Source organism: Aquincola sp. J276 (assembly GCF_024700035.1).
Taxonomy (GTDB): domain Bacteria; phylum Pseudomonadota; class Gammaproteobacteria; order Burkholderiales; family Burkholderiaceae_C; genus Aquincola; species Aquincola tertiaricarbonis.
Genome location: NZ_JAJONC010000001.1, coordinates 3,120,335 through 3,134,181 on the forward strand (window position 1 = coordinate 3,120,335; position 13,847 = coordinate 3,134,181).

A 13,847-nucleotide genomic window follows, 5' to 3' on the forward strand; every position below is an offset into this window, starting at 1 on the left:
TAGCCGAGCAAACAACGAAAAGACTTCGCGGGCCGTGAAATCTACACTGGCAGCCATACGGGGGTGTGCCGGGTCACGAGCCGGGCAGTGCCTTCAAGCCAAGCCGTCGCCACTGGAGTCCTGCCGCATGAATGCACCCCTGCCCGAGTCGGTCCGCCGCGCCCTCGAGACCGTCAGCCTCGACGACAAGTACGCGCTGGCCAGTGGCCGGGCCTTCATGAGCGGCGTGCAGGCGCTGGTGCGGCTGCCCATGCTGCAGCGCGCGCGCGACCTGTCCGCCGGCCTGAACACCGCGGGCTTCATCAGCGGCTACCGCGGCTCGCCGCTGGGTGGCTATGACCAGGCGCTGTGGGCCGCGCGCAAGCACCTGGCCGAGCACCACATCGTGTTCCAGCCCGGCGTCAATGAAGAACTGGGCGCCACCGCGGTGTGGGGCACGCAGCAGCTCGACCTGTTCCCCGGGAGCCGCAAGTTCGACGGCGTGTTCGGCATCTGGTACGGCAAGGGCCCGGGCGTGGACCGCTGCTCCGACGTGTTCAAGCACGCCAACATGGCCGGCACCTCCAAGCACGGCGGCGTCATCGCCATCGCGGGCGACGACCACATCAGCAAGAGCAGCACCGCGCCGCACCAGAGCGACCACATCTTCAAGGCCTGCGGCCTGCCGGTGTTCTTCCCGTCCAGCGTGCAGGACATCCTGGACATGGGCCTGCATGCCTTCGCGATGAGCCGCTTCTCCGGCGTGTGGTCGGGCATGAAGACCATCCAGGAGGTGGTGGAGTCGTCGGCCTCTGTCTCGGTCGACCCCGACCGCGTGCGCATCGTGCTGCCCGAGGACTTCACCATGCCGCCCGGCGGCCTGCACATCCGCTGGCCCGACGCGCCGCTGGAGCAGGAAGCGCGGCTGATGGACTACAAGTGGTACGCCGCGCTGGCCTACGTGCGGGCCAACAAGCTGAACTACAACGTGATCGCCGGTCCGAACGACCGCTTCGGCCTGATCGCCAGCGGCAAGGCCTACAACGACACCCGCCAGGCGCTGGCCGACCTGGGCCTGGACGACGACACCTGCCGCGCGCTGGGCGTGCGGCTGCACAAGGTCAACGTGGTGTGGCCGCTGGAAGCCACCATCACCCGCGACTTCGCGCAGGGCCTGCAGGAGATCCTGGTGGTGGAGGAGAAGCGCCAGGTCATCGAATACCAGCTGAAGGAAGAGCTGTACAACTGGCGCGCCGACGTGCGGCCCAACGTGCTGGGCAAGTTCGACGAGCCGGAGGGCGACCTCACCGGCGGCGAATGGGCCATGCCCAACCCCAGCGAGAACTGGCTGCTGCGCGCCAAGGCCGACCTCACGCCCGCCATCATCGCCAAGGCGATTGCCAAGCGGCTGAAGAAGCTGGGCGTGCCGGCGGACATCACCGCCCGCATGGATGCGCGCCTGGCCGTGATCGAGGCCGCCGAACGCACGCTGCTGACGGTGGACACCGCCAGCACCGGCGACCGCGCGCCGTGGTTCTGCTCGGGCTGCCCGCACAACACCAGCACCCGCGTGCCCGAAGGCAGCCGCGCGCTGGCCGGCATCGGCTGCCACTACATGGCCACCTGGATGGACCGCAGCACCGTCACCTTCAGCCAGATGGGCGGCGAGGGCGTGGCCTGGACCGGCCAGGCGCCGTTCACCACCGATGCACACGTGTTCGCCAACCTGGGCGACGGCACCTACTTCCACAGCGGGCTGCTGGCCATCCGCCAGAGCATCGCCTCGGGCGTGAACATCACCTACAAGATCCTCTACAACGACGCGGTGGCCATGACCGGCGGCCAGCAGGTGGGCGAGCGGCCCGAGGGCCACTCGGTGCTGCAGATCATGAAGAGCCTGGACGCCGAGGGCGTGGCCAGGACCGTAGTCGTCAGCGACGAGCCGCAGAAGTACGACGGCGTGAGCCTGCTGCCCGGCGTGACGGTGCACCACCGCGACGAGCTGGACACCCTCCAGCGCCAGTTCCGCGAGCTGAAGGGCACCACCGCCATCATCTACGACCAGACCTGCGCCACCGAGAAGCGCCGCCGCCGCAAGCGCGGCAAGCTGGCCACGCCCGACAAGACGGTGGTGATCAACGAGCTGGTGTGCGAGGGCTGCGGCGACTGCAGCGTGCAGAGCAACTGCCTGAGCGTGGAGCCGGTGGAAACCGAGTTCGGCCGCAAGCGCCGCATCAACCAGAACAGCTGCAACAAGGACTATTCGTGCCTGAAGGGCTTCTGCCCCAGCTTCGTCACGGTGGAAGGCGGCACGCTGAAGAAGCCGAAAAAGAGAAGAAGGGCGACCTGAGCACCCTGCCGCCGCTGCCCGAACCCGCGCTGCCGCTGGCCGAGCAGGCTTGGGGCATCGTGGTAGCCGGCGTGGGCGGCACCGGTGTCATCACCATCGGCCAGCTGCTGGGCATGGCCGCCCACCTGGAAGGCAAGGGCGTGGTCACGCAGGACGCGGCCGGCCTGGCGCAGAAGGGTGGCGCCACATGGAGCCACATCCAGATCGCCAACCGCGCCGACGCCATCTTCACCACCAAGGTGGACACCGCCAAGGCCGACCTGGTGATCGCCTGCGACCCCATCGTCGGCGCCAACAAGGCCACGATGGCGGTGCTCAAGCCGGGCCGCACCTTCGTGGCGATGAACACCCACGGCGCGCCCACCGCGGCCTTCGTGCAGAACCCCGACTGGCAGTTCCCGGCCGGCCATTGCGAGACGACGCTGGCCAAGTCCGTCGGCCCCGGCGAGCTGGGTGCCTTCGATGCCGAGCAGGTGGCGGTGCAGCTGATCGGCGACTCGATCTACACCAACCCGCTGATGCTGGGCTACGCCTGGCAGAAGGGCCGCGTGCCGCTGAGCCATGCCGCGCTGATGCGCGCCATCGAGCTGAACAACGTGCAGGTGGACAACAACAAGGCGGCGTTCGAGTGGGGCCGCCGCTGCGCCCACGACCTGGCCGCGGTGCAGGCGCTGTTCAAGGCCGCGCAGGTGATCCAGTTCGTGAAGAAGCCGTCGATCGACGAGCTGGTGGGCAAGCGCGTGACCTTCCTCACCGACTACCAGGACGCGGCCTATGCCGAGCAGTACCGCGCCTTCGTCGAAAAGGTGCGCAAGGCCGAGGCCGCGCTGGGCGGCACGCGGCTTTCGGAGGCCGTGGCGCGCTACCTGTTCAAGCTGATGGCCTACAAGGACGAGTACGAGGTGGCGCGGCTGCACACGCAGACCGGCTTCGACGAGAAGATCGCCTCCATGTTCGAGGGCGACTACAAGCTGGTGCACCACCTGGCCCCGCCGATGACGGCCAAGACCAACGAACGCGGCGAGCTGGTCAAGCGCCCCTTCGGCCCGTGGATGCACAAGGCCTTCGGCGTGCTGGCCAAGTTCAAGGGCCTGCGCGGCACCGCCTTCGACGTGTTCGGCCGCACCGAGGAGCGCCGCATGGAGCGCGCGTTGATCGTCGACTACAAGGCCTGCATCGACGAGCTGCTGCAGGGCCTGAGCGCCGAGCGCCTGCCGCTGGCGGTGGAGATCGCCAGCATCCCCGAGGACATCCGCGGCTATGGCCATGTGAAGGCCCGCCACCTGGCCACCGCGCGGCCGAAGTGGGAGGGGCTGATGGCGCAGTGGCGCGCCGGCCAGTCGGCGGCACGGCGGGTGGCTTGAAGCCGCTCTCCTTCCTTTCCTGAACCGCAGTCTTCATTTCGACCCTTGACGATGCCTCTTTGCCTGAACGCCGCCTGCCGTGCGGCCCTGTCGATCTCCCTGAAAGCCGCCGTGGCCACCGCCGTGTTGTCGTCCTCGCCCTGGGCCACGGCCCAGGCGCAGGAACTGGTGGTGCCGATCGGCCTCAGCAGCCCCTTGTCCGGACCGCAGAGCGGCAACGGGCAGGACAATCTGGCCGGCGCCAAGCTGGCGGTGGACGAGGTCAATGCCCGCAAGCCCAGCGTGGGCGGCCGGCCGCTGCGCCTGGTGCTCAAGGCCGAAGACGACCAGGCCGACCCGCGGCAGGGCGTGGCCGTGGCACAGAAGCTGGTGGACGGCGGCGTGCGCTTCGTCGTCGGCCCGTACAACTCGGGCGTGACGATGCCGGCATCGCGTGTGTACGACCAGGCCGGCGTGGTGGTGGCCACCGTGTCGTCCAACCCGAAGATCACGCAGCAGGGTTTCTCGCGGCTGTTCCGCGTGGGCGCGGCCGACACCGCGCTGGGCGTGAAGATGGCCGTGTACGCCGCCAAGGAACTGAAGGTCAAGCGCGTGGCCGTGATCGACGACCGCAGCGCCTACGGGCAGGGCCTGGCGCAGGAGTTCAGCGCGGCCGGCAAGGCCAACGGCCTGGAAGTGGTGAAGACCGAATACGTCTCGGGCCAGGCCACCGACTTCACGCCGGTGCTTACCAGCATCAAGGCGGCCAAGCCCGACGCCATCTTCTTCGGCGGCTATTCGGCCCAGGCCGGCCCGATGGCGCGGCAGATGAAGCAGCTCGGCATCACCGCCCGGCTGCTGGGCGGCGACGGCCTGTGCTCCAGCGAGACCGCCAAGCTGGCCGGCGGCGACGCCGTCGGCGAGAACGTCTGGTGCACCCAGGGCGGCGCGATGATCCAGCGCGCGGCCGAAGGCCAGGCCTTCGTGGCCGCCTACCGCGCTGCCAACGGCCAACGCGATCCGCTGACCTATGCGGTGAACTTCTACGACGCCGTGCACCTCATGGCCCAAGCCATGCAGAGCGCGGGCAGCGCCGATCCCGCCAAGGTGGCCGAGGCCCTGCAGAAGGGCAGCTACAAGGGCGCCGCCGGCACCTATGCCTTCGACGACAAGCGCGACCTGAAGTCGTCGCCGGTGACGGTGTTCACGTTCAAGGGCGGGCAGCCGAGCGCGGTGACGTCGTACTGAGCGCCCGACCGCGCGCCTGCTGAATCACCGCCGCCCCGGCACTTCGGCATGCCGCCAGTCGCCGCCGGCCACCATCTGCGACACCACCGCGGCCAGTTGCCCCTTCACGGCTTCACAGGCCGGCTGGCCGGTGGCAGACGGCGCGGTGCACACCGCCAGCGTTCGCATGAAGGCCCGGCCGGCGATGGGCAGGCAGGTGAGGCTGGCCGGATCCTCGCGCTCCACCGCCGACCAGGGCAGGATCGTCCAGGCCAGGCCGGCTTGCGCGGCGGCAGTCATCACCGGTGCGGCGGCGCTTTCGGCCACCAGCTGGTAGCGCAGGCCGGCGGCGTTGCACAGCTGCTCGATGCGCACGCGGATGGCATTCGGGAAGGCCGGCAGCAGCAGCGGCAGGGTGCACAGCTGCTCCACCGCCACGGGCCCGGCCAGCGCGCTGCCGGGCGGACCCACCAGCAGCAGTTCCTCGGTCACCAGCGGCAGGCTGTCGATGCGGCCCGCATCGGCGGCCTGCACCGTCACGCCCAGGTCCAGCAGATGACGCTGCACCATCTCGGCGATGTAGGCGGTGGAGCCCTCGACGATCTCCAGCGTGACGCCCGGATGCGCCTGCCGCAGCGCCCGCAGCAGTGCCACCGCCACCCGGCGCGAGGTGCTGGCCGGCAGGCCCAGCCGCACCAGGCCCACCACGTCGCCCGCCGCTTCCTGGCGCACGTGCGCCGCCACCTCCTGCGCCTGCCGCAGCAGGGCCTTGGCCTGCTCGTACAGGCGCTGGCCGGCGGCCGTGCTGCGCACGCCGCGGGCGCCGCGCTCCAGCAGCTTCACGCCCAGCACCGCCTCCAGCTTGGCCACATGCTGGCTCAGCGAAGGCTGCGCCACGTGCAGCGATTGCGCGGCCGCCGTCAGGCTTTCCAGCTCCACGATGCGGGTGAAGTACTTGAGCTGTCGCAGGTCCATCGCACCAGTATCGGCGGCAGCCAGCACTTTTGCCTATGGCTGCATCGGCAAGCCGTCTGGCCCGACCGTTGCCTTGGCCCGGGGCGATTCCTATAGTGGCCGCACACCCAGGAAGCACCATGCACACCGCTGAAGTCACCGTCCGTCCTTTCGCCGAATTCGCCTCCCAGCTGCGCCCGCAGAGCGTGCTGCGCGCGGCGATCACGTCTGCCTATCGCCGGCCGGAGCCGGAGGCGGTGGCGGTGCTGCTGGAGCAGGCCCGGTTGCCGGCCGGCCAGGCGGCCGCGGTGCAGGCGCTGGCCGGCCAGCTGGCCACACGGCTGCGCGAGCGCAAGGCCGCCGGCGGGCGGGAAGGCCTGGTGCAGGGCCTGGTGCAGGAGTTCTCGCTGTCGTCGCAGGAAGGCGTGGCGCTGATGTGCCTGGCCGAGGCGCTGCTGCGCATCCCTGACGCCGCCACGCGCGATGCGCTCATCCGCGACAAGATCGGCGACGGCAACTGGGCCGCGCACCTGGGCCGCAGCGGCTCGCTGTTCGTCAATGCAGCCACCTGGGGCCTGGTGGTCACCGGCAAGCTGGTCACCACCCACACCGAGACCGGCCTGGCCAGCGCGCTGGCCCGCGTGGTGGCCAAGAGCGGCGAGCCGCTGATCCGCAAGGGCGTGGACATGGCCATGCGCCTGATGGGCGAGCAGTTCGTCACCGGCCAGACGATCGACGAGGCGTTGTCGAACGCCCGTCGGCGCGAGGCCGAGGGCTTCCGCTATTCGTACGACATGCTGGGCGAAGCCGCGCTGACCGAGGCCGATGCCCAGCGCTACCTCGCTTCTTACGAGGCGGCCATCCATGCCATCGGCCGTGCGTCGGCCGGGCGCGGCATCTACGAAGGGCCGGGCATCTCCATCAAGCTGTCGGCGCTGCACCCGCGCTACAGCCGCGCGCAGGTCGGTCGCACGCTCACCGAGCTGTATCCGCGGCTGCTGAAGCTGGCGCTGCTGGCGCGCAGCCATGACGTCGGCCTCAACATCGACGCCGAGGAGGCCGACCGACTGGAGCTCTCGCTCGACCTGCTGGAGCAGCTGTGCGCCGACCCCGGCCTGGAAGGCTGGCACGGCATCGGCTTCGTGGTGCAGGCCTACCAGAAGCGCTGCCCGCATGTGCTGGATTTCGTGATCGACCTGGCCCGCCGCACGCGGCGGCGGCTGATGGTGCGGCTGGTCAAGGGCGCCTACTGGGACAGCGAGATCAAGCGCGCCCAGGTCGACGGCCTGGAGGGCTACCCGGTGTACACGCGCAAGGTGCACACCGACGTGAGCTACCTGGCCTGCGCCCGCAAGCTGCTGGCCGCGCCCGAGGCGGTGTACCCGCAATTCGCCACGCACAACGCGCACACCCTGGCGGCCATCTACCACCTGGCCGGCCAGAACTACTACGCCGGCCAGTACGAGTTCCAGTGCCTGCACGGCATGGGCGAGCCCTTGTACGCCCAGGTGGTGGGCGCGCGCGCCGAAGGCGGCCTGGCCCGGCCCTGCCGCATCTACGCACCGGTGGGCACGCACGAGACGCTGCTGGCCTACCTGGTGCGCCGGCTGCTGGAGAACGGCGCCAACAGCTCCTTCGTCAACCGCATCGCCGACGAGGCCGTGCCGATCGAGCAGCTGGTGGCCGACCCGGTGGCGGTGGTGGACGCCGCGGCCGCCGCCGAGGGCCAGGCCGGCCTGCCGCATCCCGGCATCGTGCTGCCGCGCGAGCTGTTCGGGCCGGCGCGTGCCAACAGCGCGGGCATCGACCTGTCCAACGAGCATCGGCTGGCCTCGCTGGCCGGTGCGCTGCTGCGGCCTGGCGCGGCCTGGCGCGCGGTGCCGCTGGTCGACGGGCAACCGCGCGAAGCCGGCGAGGCGCAGCCCGTGACCAACCCCGCCGACCGCCGCGACGTCGTGGGCGAGGTGATCGAAGCCACGGCCGACGACGCCCGCGACGCCGTGTCCGCCGCGGTGGCCGCCGCGCCCGCTTGGGCCGCCACGCCACCGGCTGACCGCGCCGCGCTGCTGGAACGTGCCGCCGACACCATGGAAGCGCAGATGCAGCCGCTGCTCGGCCTGATCGTGCGCGAGGCCGGCAAGACGCTGGGCAACGCCATCGGCGAGGTGCGCGAGGCGGTGGACTTCCTGCGCTACTACGCGGCCCAGGCCCGCGCGGAGCTCACGAACGACACCCGCCCGCTGGGCCCCATCGTCTGCATCAGCCCCTGGAATTTCCCGCTGGCCATCTTCACCGGCCAGGTGGCCGCGGCACTGGCCGCCGGCAACACCGTGCTGGCCAAGCCGGCAGAGCAGACGCCGCTGATCGCCGCGCAGGCGGTGGCGCTGCTACATGCGGCCGGCGTACCCGGCGGCGCGCTGCAGCTGCTGCCCGGCCGCGGCGAGACCGTGGGCGCCGCGCTGGTGGCCGAGGAGCGCATCCGCGGCGTGATGTTCACCGGCTCCACCGAGGTGGCGCGGCTGCTGCAGCGCAGCCTGGCCGGTCGGCTGGATGAGCGCGGCCAGCCGCCGCTGCTGATCGCCGAGACCGGCGGGCAGAACGCGATGATCGTGGACTCCTCCGCGCTGGCCGAGCAGGTGGTGGCCGACGTGGTGACCTCCGCCTTCGACAGCGCCGGCCAGCGCTGCTCCGCTTTGCGCGTGCTGTGCCTGCAGGACGACGTGGCCGACCATGTGCTGACCATGCTGCACGGCGCGCTGCGCGAGCTGAAGCTGGCCCGGCCTGACGAACTGAGCACCGACGTCGGCCCGGTGATCGACGAGGACGCCCGCGAGGGCATCGAGCGTCACATCGCCGCCTTCCAGCAGCGCGGCCGCGCGGTGCAGCGGCTGGCCGGCGATGCGCAGCAACTGGCGCGTGGCAGCTTCGTGCCGCCGGCGGTGATCGAGATCGGCGCGCTGGCCGAGCTGCAGCGCGAGGTGTTCGGCCCGGTGCTGCACGTGCTGCGCTACCGGCGCGAGGCGCTGCCGGCGCTGATCGATGAGATCAACGCCAGCGGCTACGGCCTGACGCTGGGCCTGCACACCCGCATCGACGAGACCATTGCGCTGGTGACGGAGCGGGTGCAGGCCGGCAACCACTACGTCAACCGCAACATCGTGGGCGCCGTGGTGGGCGTGCAGCCGTTCGGCGGCGAAGGCCTGTCCGGCACCGGGCCCAAGGCCGGCGGGCCCCTGTACCTGCGCCGGCTGGTGGCCGGGCCGGTGCAGTCGCCGCTGCCGGTGCTGGAACCCGGCGCCCGTGCGGTGCTGCAGGCGCCGCTGCAGGCGCTGGCCGCCAGCCGGCCATCGGCGCCGTGGCTGGGCGCGCTGTGCGAGGCGCTCGCCCGTCAGTCACCCGTCGGCATGCAGGCGCTGCTGCCGGGGCCCACCGGCGAGCGCAACGTCTACCGGCTTCTGCCGCGCCATGCGGTGCTGTGCGTGGCCGCGACGGGCGATGCCGACGACCTGCTGTGCCAGCTGGCGCATGTGCTGGCCGCGGGTTCGTCGGCCGTGTGGGTGGAGGGCGCGGCCAGCCGGCAGGCGCTGGAAACCCTGCCCGCCGCGCTGCGCGGCCGGGTCAGCACGGTGCCGGGGGATTGGACGCAGGCGGCCACCGTCGCCCCCATCGACGCGATGCTGCTGCACGGCGACGCCGAGGCTGCCCGTGCCGCCAGCCGGGCGCTGGCCCAGCGGGAAGGCGCCATCGTTGGCCTGCAGGTGGCCGCACCCGGCCAGCACCGGCCCGGCGTCTTCGCACTGGAACGCCTGCTGCTGGAACGCAGCGTGTCGATCAACACCGCCGCGGCGGGCGGCAATGCCAGCCTGATGACGCTGGACTGATCAGTCCGGGCGCGGTCGCGTCAGGCCGCCACCGCCACCCGCGCCTTGTCCCGCGCCGTCAGCCAGGTGCCGAAGGCACCGCACACGCCGATGGTCAGGATGCCGGTGATGGCCCAGCCATCCGGCATGTGCGCGAAGGCCAGCCAGCCGGCCAGCGTCGCGAACACGATCTGCAGGTACAGGTAGGGCGTCAGCACGGCCACCGGCGCCTTGCCGTACGCCAGGATCAGCAGGTAATGGCCCAGCGTGCTGCACAGGCCCATGCCGATCAGTGCCAGCCACACCGCCGGCGACAGCGCCGTCCACACGAAGGGCAGCAGCACCGTCAGCAGCCCGGCACCCACGCAGCCGGTGTAGAAGTGCATGGTCGATGCTTCCTCGGTGCGGGCCAGCCGGCTGGTCAGCACCTGGTAGGCCGCGTTCGTGGCCACCAGGCCCAGCGGCATCAGGCTGGCGAGGCTGAACACCTCGGTGCCGGGGCGTATGACGGTGATGGCGCCGATGAAGCCGCCGGCCACGCACAGCCAGCGCAGCGGCGAGATGCGCTCGCCCAGCGAGGTGGCGGCCATCAGGGTGATGATCAGCGGCGTCAGCATGACGATGGCGGTGAATTCGCCGATCGGCATGTGCATCAGGCTGAGGTACGAGAACACGCTGGACGCAGTGAGCAGCGCGCCGCGGGCCACCTGCAACCCCGGCTGGCGGGTGTGCAGCAGCCGCATGCCGCGGCGGGGCAACATGGCCAGCGCGGTGGCCAGGGCCTGGAACAGGTAGCGGAACCACACCGCCATCACCACCGGCACGGTGGCGCTGACCATCTTGGTGCCGGTATCCAGGCCTGCGAAGCAGGCCACGGCCAGGACGACGAAACATATGGCCTGCAAGGGCCGCTGGACCGGGCTCAAGGCCGGCCCGCCAAACTGCAAGGAGGCATGGGCGGATTGTCACCCGCCTTCATGGTTTACCCGGAGCTGCCCGGGCAGTAACCGACCGGGGGCGCGGGTCAGCGCCCGATGGTCAGCGCAACATGCGCGGTGCCGATCTCCTGCGGCGCTGCAGCGTGCGACTCGTCGGCATTGGCACCGATCATCACCAGCGCAGCAGCGATGCCGGCCGCGAAGGTGGCCACCGACAGCCGGAATCCGGGCGGCGCCTTGTGGTTCTGGGGGCATTGGCTGGCAGAGGGGTGGCGGCGGCGGCGGTGCATGGTGGGCTCCTGGGGTTGATTTCAATGTACGAAGCGCGCCGCGCCCGCGCAGTCGGCGCCCGGCGGCGGCGCGTGTCAGACGCCATCCCGGCGCTTGGCGGGCCGCCTACCATCCGGCCGTGACCGACGCCCTCCGCCCCTGGCCTTGCATCGCCCAAGCCCGCATGCGCCGCCTGCCGCGCCAGCCCTTCTTCCTTGCCGGCCGCCGGGTGGGCAGCGTGGCCAGCGCGCTGTTGCCCGGTCTGCAGGCGCTGGACCCCGCGCTGCATCTGGCAGCCGACGGCCTGCATGCGCCGGCGGCGCTGGCAAATGCCGAGCAGGCCACGGCCTGGTTCACGCCGCTCAACCTGCGGCTGCAGGCCCAGGGCTGGGTGCGCGGCTGGCGGCACGAGTGGCTGCCGGTGACGGACCCGGCCGGGCCGGCCGACGCACCGCCGTTGGCCGTCATCGAGCGCGCCGCCGCGCGCTTCTGGGGCACGCTGACGCTCGGCGCGCACGCCAACGGCTACCTGGCCGATCCACAAGGCCGGCCTACCCATCTGTGGCTGGGCCGGCGCAGCGCCACCAAGCCCACCGACCCCGGGCTGCTCGACAACCTCGTGGGCGGCGGCGTGCCGCTGGACCAGACACCATTCGAAACGCTTGTACGCGAAGGCTGGGAGGAAGCAGGCCTGGGTGCTGAAGTGATGCAGGCGGCCCGCCGCGGCCGGGTGATGCGGCTGGCGCGCGACGTGCCCGAAGGCCTGCAGTTCGAGCACCTGTTCGCTTTCGACCTGCAGTTGCCGCCCGGCCTGGAGCCGTGCAACCAGGACGGCGAGGTCGCCGGCTTTCACTGCGTGCCGGTGGCCGAGGCCGCCGCTGTGGCGCAGGCGGGCGACATGACGGTGGATGCGGCGCTGGTGACGCTGGACTTCTGCCTGCGCCACCGGCTGCTGCCGGAACCGGTGCTCCAGGCCCAGGCGCAGGCCGCCGCGCACCTGTGGTGGGAACCACCGGCCATTCAAACCATCTGAAGCGAGACGTGAAGCCTGCTGAACCGGCCTCCGACCGGCGCTGGGCACACTGCCGCTCCATGTCGACCGCCCATTTCTCCCACCGTTACACCGCGCCGGCCATGCTGCTGCACTGGCTGTTGGCCCTGCTCATCCTGGGCAGCCTGGTCGTGGGCTATGCGATGACCGGCATGCCGTTCTCGCCGCAGCGGCTCAAGCTCTACAACTGGCACAAGTGGGCGGGGGTCGTCATCCTCGCGCTGTCGGCGCTGCGGCTGCTGTGGCGGCTGACGCACCGGCCGCCGCCCGACCTGCCGATGCCCCGCTGGCAGCAGCGCGCGGCGCATGCCACGCACCAGCTGCTGTACCTGCTGTTCTTCGCGGTGCCGCTGGTGGGCTGGGCCTACAGCTCGGCCGCGGGCTTTCCTATCGTGGTGTTCGGCCTGCTGCCGCTGCCAGATTTCGTGCCGGTGGACAAGGCGCTGGCCGCGGCCATCAAGCCCTGGCACGCCTGGCTCGCCTACACCCTCGCCGCGCTGGTGCTGCTGCACGTGGCCGGCGCCCTCAAACACCATTTCATCGACCGCGACGGCCTGCTGCGCCGCATGCTGCCCGGCCGCTCCTGAAGGTTCACCACCATGACGTTTCCTGCCGCTTCCTTACTCACCGGCCCGTTGCTGGCCGCCGCCCTGGTGGCCGCCGCGCCGGCCTGGGCCCAACCCGCCAAGCTGGTGCCCGCGCAGAGCGAGATCCAGTTCACCAGCCGCCAGATGGGCGTGCCGGTGGACGGCAAGTTCCGCAAGTTCGACGCCCAGGTGGACTTCGACCCGAAGAAGCCCGAGACGGCGCGCATCGCCCTGTCCATCGACCTGGCCAGCATCAACCTGGGCGCGCCCGAGAGCGAGGCCGAGGTGGTCAAGCCGCTGTGGTTCAACGTCGCCAAGTTCCCGCAGGCCAGCTTCACCTCCACCGGGGTGAAGGCCACCGGCCCCGGCAAGTTCGACGTGACCGGCAAGCTCAACATCAAGGGCAACGTGCGCGACATGACCGTGCCGGTGGTGCTCACGCAGGCCGGCGGCGCCACCACCGCCACCGGCGGCTTCGTGCTCAAGCGCGCCGACTTCAAGATCGGCGAAGGCGAATGGGCCGACACCTCGATGGTGGCCAACGACGTGCAGGTGAAGTTCAAGCTGCAACTCACCGGCATCGGCGCGCTCTGATTCCCCCGACTGATTCCTCCCAACCCGCCCTGCAACCCCCACAGGACTGCCCCATGATCAAGAAGACCACGACCCTCGCCGCCCTCGCCCTGGCTGCCGCCTTTGCCGTTCCGGCGCATGCCGCCGACTACGCGGTGGACCCGACGCACACCTTCGTCACCTTCGAGATCGACCACTTCGGCACCTCGACCAACCGCGCGCGCTTCGACAAGAAGGAAGGCACCGTCAGCTTCGACCGCGCCGCCAAGACCGGCAAGGTGGAAATCACCATCGACACCACCTCGGTCAACAGCGGCACCGCCGCCTTCGACAAGCACCTGCAGAGCAAGGACATCCTGAACACGGCCGAATTCCCGACCGCCAAGTTCGTGGGCGACAAGTTCACCTTCAGCGGCGACAAGGTCACCGAAGTGGCCGGCACCCTGACGCTGCTGGGCAAGACCCAGCCGGTGACGCTGAAGGCCAACAAGTTCAACTGCTACCAGAACCCGATGCTCAAGCGCGAGGTGTGCGGCGGCGACTTCGAAACCACCATCACCCGCAGCCTGTTCGGCGTCAACTACGGCCTGAACTACGGCTTCAGCGACACCATGCGCCTGGTGGTGCAGGTGGAAGCGGTGAAGCAATAAAACAACAATCGCAGGCCCTCGACCGGCCTGCGTGCTGCGCTGCACAAATCTTGTTACAGCTTCGG

Annotated in this window: 9 protein-coding genes and 1 pseudogene; 7 read left to right on the plus strand and 3 right to left on the minus strand. The window is 70.6% G+C overall.

All coding sequences use genetic code 11. The features are described from left to right. Positions 1–127: 127 nt before the first annotated feature. Together LRS14_RS14375 and LRS14_RS14380 are read left to right on the plus strand one after the other, a co-directional pair. A pseudogene (locus tag LRS14_RS14375) lies at positions 128–3,693 on the plus strand (indolepyruvate ferredoxin oxidoreductase family protein). A 51-nt stretch (positions 3,694–3,744) separates the two neighbouring features. Then, complete coding sequence (locus LRS14_RS14380) at positions 3,745–4,920, plus strand: branched-chain amino acid ABC transporter substrate-binding protein (RefSeq protein ID WP_257799972.1); 1,176 nt, start codon at positions 3,745–3,747, stop codon at positions 4,918–4,920. A gap of 24 nt (positions 4,921–4,944) precedes the next feature. On the opposite strand, the gene LRS14_RS14385 is transcribed toward LRS14_RS14380, so the two are convergent. Beyond that, complete coding sequence (locus LRS14_RS14385; protein WP_046113368.1) at positions 4,945–5,874, minus strand: LysR family transcriptional regulator; 930 nt, start codon at positions 5,872–5,874, stop codon at positions 4,945–4,947. A gap of 119 nt (positions 5,875–5,993) precedes the next feature. Between LRS14_RS14385 and putA the strand changes: the two genes are divergently transcribed. Further along, positions 5,994–9,734 (plus strand): trifunctional transcriptional regulator/proline dehydrogenase/L-glutamate gamma-semialdehyde dehydrogenase, encoded by a 3,741-nt coding sequence (gene putA, locus LRS14_RS14390; protein WP_257799973.1) that lies wholly within the window; start codon positions 5,994–5,996, stop codon positions 9,732–9,734. A 20-nt stretch (positions 9,735–9,754) separates the two neighbouring features. Here the strand turns inward: putA and LRS14_RS14395 are convergent, their stop codons facing one another. After that, positions 9,755–10,618, minus strand: a complete 864-nt coding sequence (locus LRS14_RS14395; protein ID WP_310740833.1) for a DMT family transporter — start codon at positions 10,616–10,618, stop codon at positions 9,755–9,757. A gap of 119 nt (positions 10,619–10,737) precedes the next feature. Next, positions 10,738–10,941: a hypothetical protein gene (locus tag LRS14_RS14400; protein ID WP_257799975.1), complete on the minus strand. Its 204-nt coding sequence runs from the start codon at positions 10,939–10,941 to the stop codon at positions 10,738–10,740. 119 nt (positions 10,942–11,060) lie between these two features. Between LRS14_RS14400 and LRS14_RS14405 the strand changes: the two genes are divergently transcribed. The 4 genes from LRS14_RS14405 to LRS14_RS14420 are packed head-to-tail and all read left to right on the plus strand — an operon-like array spanning position 11,061 to position 13,782. Next, the gene (locus tag LRS14_RS14405) at positions 11,061–11,954 is read left to right on the plus strand and encodes an NUDIX hydrolase family protein (protein ID WP_257799976.1); all 894 of its coding nucleotides are present in this window, start codon (positions 11,061–11,063) and stop codon (positions 11,952–11,954) included. 59 nt (positions 11,955–12,013) lie between these two features. After that, positions 12,014–12,559 (plus strand): cytochrome b, encoded by a 546-nt coding sequence (locus tag LRS14_RS14410; RefSeq protein WP_257799977.1) that lies wholly within the window; start codon positions 12,014–12,016, stop codon positions 12,557–12,559. Between the two features lie 12 nt (positions 12,560–12,571). Continuing rightward, positions 12,572–13,153: a YceI family protein gene (locus tag LRS14_RS14415; protein ID WP_257799978.1), complete on the plus strand. Its 582-nt coding sequence runs from the start codon at positions 12,572–12,574 to the stop codon at positions 13,151–13,153. A 53-nt stretch (positions 13,154–13,206) separates the two neighbouring features. After that, positions 13,207–13,782 carry a YceI family protein gene (locus LRS14_RS14420; RefSeq protein ID WP_046113373.1) on the plus strand — a complete coding sequence of 192 codons (576 nt, stop codon included), beginning with the start codon at positions 13,207–13,209 and terminating at the stop codon, positions 13,780–13,782. Positions 13,783–13,847: the final 65 nt, after the last annotated feature.

What these genes read in the sequence shown, in the direction of transcription:
- LRS14_RS14410 (WP_257799977.1), top strand. Translation starts at nt 12,014, where the DNA reads ATGTCGACCGCCCATTTCTCCCACCGTTACACCGCGCCGGCCATGCTG.
- LRS14_RS14400 (WP_257799975.1), bottom strand. Translation starts at nt 10,941, where the DNA reads ATGCACCGCCGCCGCCGCCACCCCTCTGCCAGCCAATGCCCCCAGAAC.
- LRS14_RS14385 (WP_046113368.1), bottom strand. Translation starts at nt 5,874, where the DNA reads ATGGACCTGCGACAGCTCAAGTACTTCACCCGCATCGTGGAGCTGGAA.
- putA (WP_257799973.1), top strand. Translation starts at nt 5,994, where the DNA reads ATGCACACCGCTGAAGTCACCGTCCGTCCTTTCGCCGAATTCGCCTCC.
- LRS14_RS14420 (WP_046113373.1), top strand. Translation starts at nt 13,207, where the DNA reads ATGATCAAGAAGACCACGACCCTCGCCGCCCTCGCCCTGGCTGCCGCC.
- LRS14_RS14380 (WP_257799972.1), top strand. Translation starts at nt 3,745, where the DNA reads ATGCCTCTTTGCCTGAACGCCGCCTGCCGTGCGGCCCTGTCGATCTCC.
- LRS14_RS14415 (WP_257799978.1), top strand. Translation starts at nt 12,572, where the DNA reads ATGACGTTTCCTGCCGCTTCCTTACTCACCGGCCCGTTGCTGGCCGCC.